The 10416-nt window shown below is 72.8% G+C and carries 7 protein-coding genes and 1 pseudogene; 3 read left to right on the top strand and 5 right to left on the bottom strand.

Annotation, left to right across the window (positions count from 1 at the left end):
• From ACZ6R9_RS26755 to ACZ6R9_RS26745, 3 genes and pseudogenes are all read right to left on the bottom strand, one after another.
• Positions 1-1760: pseudogene (locus tag ACZ6R9_RS26755) on the bottom strand (hypothetical protein); the annotation flags it as partial.
• Between the two features lie 498 nt (positions 1761-2258).
• Entirely contained in the window at positions 2259-3041 is a 783-nt protein-coding gene (locus ACZ6R9_RS26750; RefSeq protein WP_465540781.1) for a TetR/AcrR family transcriptional regulator, read from the bottom strand.
• Between the two features lie 62 nt (positions 3042-3103).
• A complete protein-coding gene (locus tag ACZ6R9_RS26745; protein ID WP_465540779.1) occupies positions 3104-3631 on the bottom strand; it encodes an NUDIX hydrolase in 528 nt (175 codons plus the stop codon).
• Positions 3632-3745: 114 nt separating this feature from the next.
• Between ACZ6R9_RS26745 and ACZ6R9_RS26740 the strand changes: the two genes are divergently transcribed.
• Positions 3746-4078, top strand: a complete 333-nt coding sequence (locus tag ACZ6R9_RS26740; RefSeq protein ID WP_465540778.1) for a hypothetical protein — start codon at positions 3746-3748, stop codon at positions 4076-4078.
• A gap of 75 nt (positions 4079-4153) precedes the next feature.
• A complete protein-coding gene (locus ACZ6R9_RS26735; protein ID WP_465540776.1) occupies positions 4154-5374 on the top strand; it encodes a serine hydrolase domain-containing protein in 1221 nt (406 codons plus the stop codon).
• Positions 5375-5389: 15 nt separating this feature from the next.
• On the opposite strand, the gene ACZ6R9_RS26730 is transcribed toward ACZ6R9_RS26735, so the two are convergent.
• A complete protein-coding gene (locus ACZ6R9_RS26730; protein WP_380481596.1) occupies positions 5390-5716 on the bottom strand; it encodes a nuclear transport factor 2 family protein in 327 nt (108 codons plus the stop codon).
• A 336-nt stretch (positions 5717-6052) separates the two neighbouring features.
• Positions 6053-7096: a terpene synthase family protein gene (locus ACZ6R9_RS26725; protein WP_380481594.1), complete on the bottom strand. Its 1044-nt coding sequence runs from the start codon at positions 7094-7096 to the stop codon at positions 6053-6055.
• Positions 7097-7372: 276 nt separating this feature from the next.
• On the opposite strand from ACZ6R9_RS26725, the gene ACZ6R9_RS26720 reads away from it, so the two are divergent.
• On the top strand, positions 7373-10327 hold the full coding sequence (locus ACZ6R9_RS26720) for an ATP-binding protein (protein WP_380481592.1): 2955 nt from the start codon (positions 7373-7375) through the stop codon (positions 10325-10327).
• Positions 10328-10416 lie beyond the last annotated feature (89 nt).

Below are 10416 nucleotides of genomic sequence, written 5' to 3'. Positions count from 1 at the left end.
GCTGCCGGGGCGGGGGCGCCGAACGGGTTGAAGTCGGCCGGGGGGATTTTGACCAGGCGGCCCTTGGTGGGGTCGGCGGCTTCCGGTTCGGGCTCTGGCGCGGAGGGTTCAGGTGCGGCGAAGGGGTCGGCCGCTGCGAAGGGGTCGGGTGCGCCGAAGGGGTCGGCGGTCGGGGTGGCGGGTTCCGGGGCGGCGGCGGCGGAGGCCGGGGCGGGGGCGCCGAACGGGTTGAAGTCCGCTGGGGGGATCTTGACGAGCCGCCCCTTGGTGGGGTCGGCGGCTTCCGGCTCGGGCTCCGATACGGAGGGCTCGGGCGCGGCGCCGAACGGGTCGGCAGCCGGGGCGGGTTGGGCCGGGGCGGCGGAGGCCGGGGCGGGGGCGCCGAAGGGGTTGAAGTCCTCCGGGGGGACCCGGACGGTGGTGCCCTTGGCGGGCTCTTCCGGGGCCACCGGGGCCTGGGCCGGGGCGCCGAACGGGTCGGCGGAGGCCAGTACCGGGGACGGTTGCTGGGCCGGCTGATCGGTGGGGGCCGGGGCCGCGAAGGGGTTGAACTCCGAGGGCGGGACCCGCACCGAGGTGCCGGCCGGCGAGTCGGGCTGCTCGGGCGCCACGACCGGAACCGGCGGGGCGACGGGCACCGACGGCGCGGCGGACTGCGCCGCAGCGGCCGGGCTGTGGGCGGGAACGGCCCGGCCGACCGGCACCGGGGCGGGGGCCACGGCCACGCCGTCCCAAGCGAGTTGGACCGAGCAGAGCAGGTCGGCGAAGACCGAGGTGTAGACGTCCCAGTCCTCGGTGTCGGAGGTGGTCAGCTGGACCGTCAGGACCGTCGCCCCGTCCGGCATCGGCACGAACGCCTCGACCACCGAACTGTGCACCACGCCGCCGGGGCGCTCGTCGCGCAACTCCTTCAGGGCGGGCATCGCGCGGTTCTCCACCAGCACCGCGGCCGGGCCGGCCGGGAGCAGCACCGTCCATACCTCGGAGAACGGGCGCTCGGTGGACAGTTCCACCGCCAGCTCCTGGATCGGCTGCGCGCACGGGACGGTCGACACCACCAGCGAGACCCGCGAGCGGCGGCCGTTCACCAGCAGCGTCGCGACACCCGCGTAGGCGACGTTCGCGGCGGCGAACTGCTCGGCGAGCAGCGCCGCCACCACGGCGAAGTCGTTGCGCTCGGCCGGGGACGCACCGGAGAACAACTCCTCGGCGGTCTCGGTGAGATGGGCGGACAGGGCGTTGCCCGAACCACGGACCGTCAGGGTGTGGAACGCCGGCGGGACCACCAGGCGCGCCTCGACGCCCGAACCGGTCGACAGCTCGTCAGGGGCGACCGTGACGCGAGGTTCGGCCAGGGCCGCGAGGGACTGGGTGAACCCGGCCAGCGGCTCGCTGTCCACCGGGGTCGGCTCGGCGTGCAACCGCAGCGCGGAGACCGACGGGGCGTCGGTCAGGCCCAGGGCGGAGGCGGCGAAACGCTGCGTCAGGACCGGGACGGCCTCGCGGCCGGCGCTCGCGTTCGGGCGGCGGTTGGCGGAGACCTCGATCACCGTGCCGAGCTTCGGGACGGAGAGCAGGCCTGGGCCGATCTGGCTGATCCGCAGACCGAAAAGGGCCTTGGCGGCCGGGTGTTGGGGCCGGCGGAACGCGGTGAACGCGTCGATGGGGTAGTGGGTGGCGCGGCTGCCGAGAAGTGCGGCGGACGCCGCGTCCAGTGTGGCCGTGATCCGGTCTGCGGCGGCGAAGCCTTCCTGCGTCATTCGCCGAGCCCCCTCGTTCTCGGGTGTGGACAGTTCAGCCACTTTTTATCAGACGCTGACGACGTGGGATGCGGGGTCGTCGGGGGTGGGGTGGGTGGTGCGGGTGGGGGAGGGGAGGGGCTGCCTGTGGTGTGGGGTGAAAGGGCGTTGGGGGGTGGGTGGTTGGGGCGTCAGGTGGCGGAGAGGGCGTCTGTGGGGTGGAGGGTGGTGAGTGCGGGCGACGTGGGATGCGGGGTCGTCGGGGGTGGGGTGGGTGGTGTGGGTGGGGGAGGGGAGGGGGTGCCTGTGGTGCGGGGTGAAAGGGCGTTGGGGGGTGGGTGGTTGGGGCGTCAGGTGGCGGAGTGGGCGTCTGTGGGGTGGAGGGTGGTGAGTGCGGGCGACGTGGGATGCGGGGCTGTCGGGGGTGGGTGATTGGTGGGGCGGAGCGGGCGCGCGGCGCGGGGGATGTTGAGCGACGTGAGGTGACGGGGCGTCGGGGGAGTGGGCGTGGGGGTGGCGTCAGGGGGTGGGTGGGGTGGCCAGGTGGAGGAGGGTGGGGGTGAGGGGGGCGAGGGTGGTGGTGAGGTCGCGGACGAGGTGGGCGGTGGGGCCGTGGGGGTGCTCGGCGGCGAGGAACTCGGCGAAGAGGGCGGCGAGTTCGGGGTCGCGGGTGGCGGCGACGGCGAGGGCGGCGACGAGTTCCTGGACCAGGTGGAGTTGCAGGGTCTCGGCGGGGACGGGCTTGTCGGCGAGCCAGTCGAGGGAGCTGATCTCGGCGTTGGCGATCCAGGCGCGGACGGTGCGGCGCAGGGTGGGGCTGGGGTCGGGGAGGCCGAGGTGGCGGAGGATCTGTTCCTGGGCGGCGCGCCGGACCTGGTCGATGACGGCGTCGGCGTCGGGGCTGGCGGCGACCGAGCCGCCGCGCAGCAGGGCGGTGAAGCCGGCCTCGTGGGACTGGACGAAGTCCAGGTAGCGGCCCATGACGCGGTAGAGGCGTTCGGAGAGCGGGCCGTCGGCGGTTTCCTCGAAGCGTCCGGCGAGTTCCCGGCCGGCCCGGCGCAGGGCCTCCTCGTAGAGGGCCTGCTTGCCGGGGAAGTAGTGGTAGACGAGCGGGCGGGAGGCGCCGGCGGCGGCCGCGATGTCGTCGATGGAGACGTCCTCGGGGGCCCGGTCCGAGAACAATTCGAGGGCGACCGCGATGAGTTGTTCGCGGCGTTCGTCGACGGTGAGCCGCCGCCGGGGGGTGCGGGCGGGCTGCTGTTCCTCGGCGAGGGGGGCCACGGACGGCGTACGGGAAGCCATGCGGCCCACCCTAGTTCGTCGGGGTGGTGCGGGACAGCGTGGACGGGCGTCAACAAGGGAGGTCAGCGGCCGGGGCGCTGTTCCAGGTAGCGGCGCCAGGCCTCCCGGCCGTCGGGGACGAATTCCCAGGCGGCGAGGCGGTCGGTGAGTTCGTCCTCGGTGAGCCAGGTGTACCAGGCGATTTCCTCGGCCTGCGGGTGGACCGGGCCGTCCCACTCGGCCTCGTGGACGTCGGACCACCAGCTGAACCGGTCGCCGTCGGTGTAGCGGAAGCGGAACAAGGGGCGGGTGCGGATGCCGGTGACGCCGAGTTCCTCCTCGGCCTCCCGGACGGCGGCGTCCGCGTAGCTTTCGCCGGCGCCGACCACGCCGCCGACGAAGCAGTCGTGGGCGCCGAGGGCGAACGCCTTGGTGTCGGTGCGGCGGTGGGTGAAGATCCGGCCCTGCGGGTCGCGGACCAGCACGAAGACGCAGCGGTGCAGCAGGTTGTCGCGGTAGACCTCGGAGCGGGGCGCGATGCGCAGGACCCGGTCGTATTCGTCGACCACGTCGACGAGTTCGTCCAGCGGGTCGGAGTCGGGGGTGGTCATGCCTGCCATTCTGGCCCCCGGGCGGCCGGTGTCACCCTAAAGAGTTGGTATACGGAGCGGCGGAGTTGGGAAAGTCAGCTGTCGGATCGTCAGTTGCCGTTCTTTGGAGGAGCGTTGAAGAACCGCGTCGTTGTTCTGTCCGTCGCCGCCGCCCTGGTCGCGCTCGGCACCGCGCTGCCCGCCGCGGCCGCGTCGGCGCCCGGCGCCGTCCGCTCGGGGCTGGACTGCACCACCTGGGTGCACGAGAACGACCCACTGACCGGAGGAGTGCTCTGTACCAACAACACCGGCGACCCGATCACCTTCCACGCCGACATCGTGTGCGGCCTCGCGCCGGACGTCTCGGGCACCTCGGTGACGGCCCAGCCGGGCGAGACCCAGGAGTCGGCCGGCCACTGCGCCATCTATTCCTCCGGCATCGGGCACATCGGTTGGACGGTGGAGTAGCCCATGGAGAAGGAGCCGGCCGGCCGCCGAAGGGCCCCGCCGCAGGTCGCGAGGGGTGGTGTCTAAGGTGGGCGGGTGGAGATCCAGGGGTTCACGGCGGACGGGTTCGAGCCGGTCAGGGCGGCCTTCGAGGGCAACTTCCGGCAGTACGGGGAGTTGGGTGCGGCGTTCGCGCTGTATTTGGACGGCCGGAAGGTGGTCGACCTGTGGGGCGGTGACGCCTGTCCCGAGGTGGGTGCCGGGCCGGTGCCGGCGGTGCGGTGGGAGGCCGGGACGGCACAGGTGCTGCGGTCGGTCACCAAGGGGCTGACGGCTGCCGCCGCGCTGCTGCTGGTGCAGCGCGGGCTGCTCGACCTGGACGCCCCGGTGTCCGCGTACTGGCCGGAGTTCGCGCAGGCCGGCAAGGAGCGGATCCCGGTGCGCTGGCTGTTGGCGCACCAGGCCGGCCTTCCCGCGCTGGACGTGCCGCTGCGGATCGAGGACGTGCTGGCGTGGGATCCGGCCGCGGCGGCCGTCGCCGCGCAGGCCCCGGCGTGGGAGCCGGGCACCGCGCACGGGTACCACCCGCTGACCTTCGGCTGGCTGGTCGGTGAGGTGGTGCGGCGGGCCACCGGCCGCAGCGTCGGGCGGTACTTCGCGGAGGAGATCGCCGCCCCGCTCGACCTGGACCTGTGGATCGGCCTGCCCGCCGCCGAGTCCGGCCGGGTCGGGCGGCTGGTCGAGCTGCCCGCGCCGGAGGTGGCCAAGGCGGGGCCGGGTGGGATGCGGATACGTCCCAAGCAGTCGGTGGTGGACGCCTATCGGGACCCGCGCTCGCTGACGGCCCGCTCGTTCGGCTCGGTGTGCAGCAGCGTGGACCTGAACGACCCGGTGGTGCAGGCCGTCGAGGTGCCGGGTGCGGGCGGCATCGGCACCGCCCGGTCGCTGGCCCGGTTCTACGCGTCGCTGATCGGAGCCACCGACCGGGCGGACGGGGCCGGGCAGCGGGTGCCCGCGCTGTTCGAGCCGGCCACCCTGGCCGAGGCGATCGGTCCCTCGGTGCACGGGCCGGACCGGGTGCTGATCGTCAACACCACCTTCGGCCAGGGCTTCTTCCGGCACAGCGGCACCTCGCCGATGGCATCCCCGGCGAGCTTCGGCCACCCGGGCCGCGGCGGTTCGCTGGGCTTCGCCGATCCGGAGCTGGGCATCGGCTTCGGCTACGTCACCAACGGCATGCAGCCGGGCGTCACCGGGGACATCCGCTCGCGGGCGCTGATCACGGCCGTCCGGCAGTGCCTGCCGGTCCGGGTCTGAGCGTTGGCCGGGCGGTCAGGCCTGGCCGGTTTCGAAGCGGCTGACCCGGCCGTCCGGGGCGACGGTGAAGCGCCAGGCGGTGCGCATCTCGCCCCAGGTGTCGTTGCGGTAGTCGGCGACCAGGGTGCGGCCGCCGGACTTCTCGGTCTGCACCTCGATGTGGCCGTGCGAGGAGAAGATCTCCCGGTCCGCCCAGTCCGCCAGGTCGCGGTCGGCGCCGTCGTCGGACATCGTGGCGTCGTCGGTGAGGGCGGCGAAGAAGGCATCCCGGTTGCCGGAGTTGACGGCGCCGAGCAGGCGGCGTACCGCCGGGTCGGAGAGCTTGTCGACGGCGATGGTCATGAGGGTTCACTCCTTGACGGTGGATCGGATCGGACCCGACGGGTCGGACATTGACCCGACGTGACCACGCCGGGCCGCCGTTCGCCAGCCTTTCTGGGCCGGTCGGAGCCGGTACGCCACCGCTGCAGGCACGCTTCGGCCCCGGGCGCGTGGCGCGGGCCGGGGCCGTGGGAGGGGTGTGATGTGATGTCCGGATGGGCGGGTTCGCACCGCGGCCGGGGAAGCGTGGGGCGGCTGTTGGCCGATCAGGTCGCCGGCAGGCAGCGGGCAGGGAGCCCTCGGCAGACCGTCACGACTGTCACGGCTGTCAGGGCAGTCAGGGTCGTCAGGAGGCTGTCACCACAGCTGTTCCCACCACCAGGCGATCTCGGGGTAGGGCGGCGGGGTGAGCCGGCCGTCGGCAGGGCGAATGGCGCGTTCGGCGACCGGGACGACGCCGGGCACGCGCGTGGTGTAGCGGGCGGAGGTGAATCCCCACTCCAGGTTTCCGCTCACCAGGTTGGACAACTGAGCGATGTAGCGCCGCAGTTCGGGTCCGGCGCGGCGGGAGGCGCGGTCCGACAGGCGGAGGAACAGGCACATGGTGCGGTCGTGCAGGGCGGCGGCCTCCAGCAGGGCCTGGTCCCGTTTGCAGCCCAGATGTCGCTCCAGGGCATCGACGATGTTGCTCTCCAGCGCGCCGTGGCTGTCCTCGCGGCTGTACGAGTAGATGTCGGAGGAGATCAGCACCAGGAACTTGGCGGCCTCGGTGAGTGCGTGCACCCGCGGCGAGTCCAGCTGGGACTGCGGGACGGCGGTGCGCTCGCAGACCTCGATGATCTCGATGCAGGAGCGGCTGCCGCGGTCCAGCGGGCCGATCGTCAGGTACTCGGACAGTGACATCGACCGCCCCTGGGAACGGTAGGCCGTGACGGCGGCGGCGCCCATGAAGGACTCCAACTGGCTGTCCGCCCAACGTTTCACGGCGACCGCGGGGGCCCAGTCCCGGGCCCGGCGGAACACGTCGCGCACCGAAGCGACGTAGATGTCCGATTCCTCCCGGTGGGAGGGGGTGGAGTTGATAACGGCCAGTAGTGTGGCTGCTATCGTGAGTACACGGGAGGGGTCCCGACTCAGTCCGCCGGTGTCCCACTCGTCGTCGAGCGTGAGCATGCTGCACAACCATTGCGAGACCAGTTCCAGCCCCGTGATGCCCTCGGCGTCCTTGGCGATTCGGCAGACGAACTCGTGTGCGCCGATGGCCAGGAGGCGGTGGCGGCGTTCCGAGTCTCCGGTGAATCCCATTGCGTCGAGCCAGACTTCGGTGCTCTTGCCGACCTCCTCGTGCGCGGGGTGCAGGGCGGAGGGGATGGGGCAGAAGAGCGGGGGTATGGCAGCCAACGTGTCTCCAGTGCGGCCTGATGTGCTGGTGTGTCAAGTTGGTTCGGGCTCGCGCCCGGCGTCGGTCTTCCCCGGCAAAGATCGACTACACCTGGAAAACCGGAAAGAGTTAACCCTGACTGATCGTCAGAGGTGGCTCTGCGTAAGCGGGTTGCCCCTGACCAGGCGTTCCGGCTCCCCTCCAGGTCCGCCGCCTGCGGGAACGCCACCCGAGCGGCCCTTGACGGCGCTAGGGTCGGAAACGGAGTGCCGGGAAGGCGAGTCGGAAGGACGGACGTGGCCGAAGGACAGAGCAGGCCGCAGGAATCGGCGGCCGGGGAGGGAACAGCCGGCCAGCGGCTGTGGGAGCGCGAAAAGGAACTCCACTCCGCCGAACAGGCCGTGGACAAACTGTGCCGGGAGTTCGCCGCGGGCGGCACCAAGATCGGTGAACTGCTGCTGTTCTCCGGGCCACCCGGCATGGGCAAGACCACGATGCTCGAACAGGTCCGCCGGATCGCCGGGGCCCGCAAGGACCCCACCGTGCTGTTCGCCCGCGGCAGCGAACGGCAGAAGCACGAGCCGTTCCGTGTCCTGCGGCAACTACTGCTGCCCGTCCTCGGCACTCTGGACCCGGACGAGCGCACCGAGGTGTTCGGCAACTGGTACAACATCGTCGCGCCGGCCGTCGGCCTGGCCCCGCCGCCCGACACGCGCGAGCGGATCGACCCGCAGGGCGTGCACGACGGCCTGGACTTCGTCATCACCCAACTCGCGCCCCGGCGGGCCCCGCTGGTCGTGGTGATCGACGACCTGCATGTGGTCGACCAGGAGTCACTGACCTGGCTGGCCTCGTTCGCGGTTCGCGCCCGCGAGCTTCCGGTGCTGCTGGTCTTCGCCTACCGCCAGGAGTTCGACGACGCGGGCCGCCCGCTCGTCCTGCAGATCCAGGAACGCGCCGAGCGGCGGCACGACCTGCTGCCGCTCAACCCGCTGTCGATCGCCGAGATCGTGCACGCCGAATTCGCCGAGGCCGACGACGCGTTCTGCCGCCAGGTGTGGGCCGTCACCGCCGGCGCCCCGTTCGACACCGTCGCCCTGCTGCGCGAGGTGCGCGACCAGAACCTCGAACCCATCGAGGAGAACTCGCCCCGGCTGCGCGACCTCGCCGCGGCCGCCCGGGGCCAGGGCCGCGACTACTGGCTCGACAAACTCGGCCCGACCGTCCTCCAGTTCGCCTGGGCCGCTGCGCTGCTCGGCACCGACATCAACGAGGACCTGGCCGCCGCGATCTGCGCCCAGGGCCCCTCGCAGACCATCCAGTCGGTCCGCGAACTGCGCCGGATGCGGGTGCTGACCACCCAGCCCAACGGCAGGCTGGAGTTCGTCCACCCGCTGATCGCCACCTCGATCTACCAGTCGATCCCGGAGGCCACCCGCGCCGGAATGCACGGTGTCGCCGCCACCGCGATCGAGGACCGGGGCGGCTCGCTGCTCGCCGCCTCCCGCCACCTGCTGGAGACCCACCCCGGCGAGGGCGACGACGCGATGGTCCGCAAGCTGCGCCGGGCCGCCGCCGAGAACCTCGCCATCGGCGCCCCCGAAGCCGCCCGCCGCTGTCTGGAACGCGCCCTCGCCGAGCCGCCGGACGTGGACGACCGCGCCGAGGTGCTGTACGAACTCGGCAGCGCCGCGCTGCTCACCGACCCCGAGGCGACCGCCAACCAGTTGCGCCGCGCGCTCGACATCGAGGACGGCCTGAGCGCCGACCTGCGGGTCGAGGCGGTGTTCCGGCTGTCCGAGGTGACCGCCCACGGCGGCGACCTGAACGGCGCCGCCCGGCTCTGCCTGGCCGAGGCCGAGAACACTCCCGACGGCCTCGGCCGGGTCCGGCTGTTGACCGCCCACCTGCTGTACACCGCCCTGCGGCGCGACGAGGACAACGGCCCCGAACGGGCCCGCAAGGTCGCCGAACTCGCCGCGCAGGTCGAGGAGGAGAGCGAGGCCTCCCGGCCGGTGCGCGCCCTGCACGCCTGGGACCTCACCCTCAAGGGCGGCCCCAGCACCGAGGCACTGCGGGCCGCCGAGGACGCGCTGGTCAACGGCCGGCTGTCCCGCAGCCTCGGCTGGACCAACACCACCTGGAACTTCGAACTGCCCGCGCTGCTCGGCCTCTGCTTCGCCTACAACGACGAACTCGCCCGCGCCGAGAAGCTGTTCAGCTCCGCCATCCTGGAGTTCGAGATCGCCGGGTGGAGCGGCGCGCACCGCGGCTTCGCCTACTTCCTGATGGGCTTCGCCCGGCTGCGCCGTGGCTTCCTCCCGGAGGCCGAGGACTTCCTGCGCCGGGGCCTGCGGATCGCCGACCGGATGGGCACCGGACTGCCGCTCCAGTGGAACCTGGTCGGCTCACTGATCGACACCCTGCTGGCCCGCGGCCGCGACCGGGAGGCCTGGGAGGTGGCGCAGAAGTACCGGTTCTCGCCGCCGTACCACCAGACCGCGCTGGTGCTGCCCGACGTCGCCACCATCTACGGCAAGCTGCTGATCTCCCGCGGCGACTACGACATGGCCGTCGAGGTGCTCGCCGAGACCGGCATGCGGCTGGACAAGCGCGGCTGGCGTTCCACCGTGCACGCGCCGTGGGCCGGTCACCTGGCCGTGGCGATGGCGCACCGGGACCTGCCCTCCGCCCGGAAGAACGGCGACGACGCGGTGGCCCGGGCCCGGGAGTCCGGTTCGCCGTCGGCGATCGGCAGCGCGCTGCGGCTGGCCGCCAGCGTGTGGGAGGGCCCGCACGCCGTCGAACTGCTCCAGGAGGCGGTCGGCTGGCTCGGCCGCTCCCCGGCCAGTTACGAGCACGCGCACGCGCTGGTCGATCTCGGCGCCGCTCTGGTGCAGGTCGGCCGCAGCCTGGAGGCCGCCGAACACCTCTACCAGGGAATGGAGTTGGCCAAGCACTGCGGGGCGGACGGCCTGGAGGTGCGGGCCCGCAACGTGCTGGCCGCGTCCGGCCTGCAGCCCAGCCGGGCGCTGGTACCGAACAAGGTCACCCTCAACCCGGAGGAGCTGGCGGTCGCCGAGTTGGCGGTGCGGGCGCTGCCGCCGCAGCGGATCGCCGACCAGTTGAAGCTGCCGGTGGCGGTGGTCAGGCAGCGGCTGGCCGCCGTCCACCGCAAGCTCGGCACCGGACCGGAGGGTCTCGCCGACGCGCTCGGCCTGCCCACCGACGGCCCCGGGCAGGACGGCTGACGGACCGACAGGCGCCCCGGCGCGCGGGAGCGGGGTCACGGGCCCGCCCGCCGGGCCCCGCTAGGCTGGCCAAAAAAGGGTGATCACGA

The sequence above is a fragment of the Kitasatospora sp. NPDC048662 genome (genome assembly GCF_055587065.1).
Note: the sequence above shows the minus strand (reverse complement) of the source record. Positions and strands in the feature narration are given on the sequence as shown.

Excerpts from the sequence above, each read along its gene's own strand:
- ACZ6R9_RS26750 (WP_465540781.1), bottom strand. The coding sequence starts at position 3,041 with ATGGCTTCCCGTACGCCGTCCGTGGCCCCCCTCGCCGAGGAACAGCAG.
- ACZ6R9_RS26745 (WP_465540779.1), bottom strand. The coding sequence starts at position 3,631 with ATGACCACCCCCGACTCCGACCCGCTGGACGAACTCGTCGACGTGGTC.
- ACZ6R9_RS26730 (WP_380481596.1), bottom strand. The coding sequence starts at position 5,716 with ATGACCATCGCCGTCGACAAGCTCTCCGACCCGGCGGTACGCCGCCTG.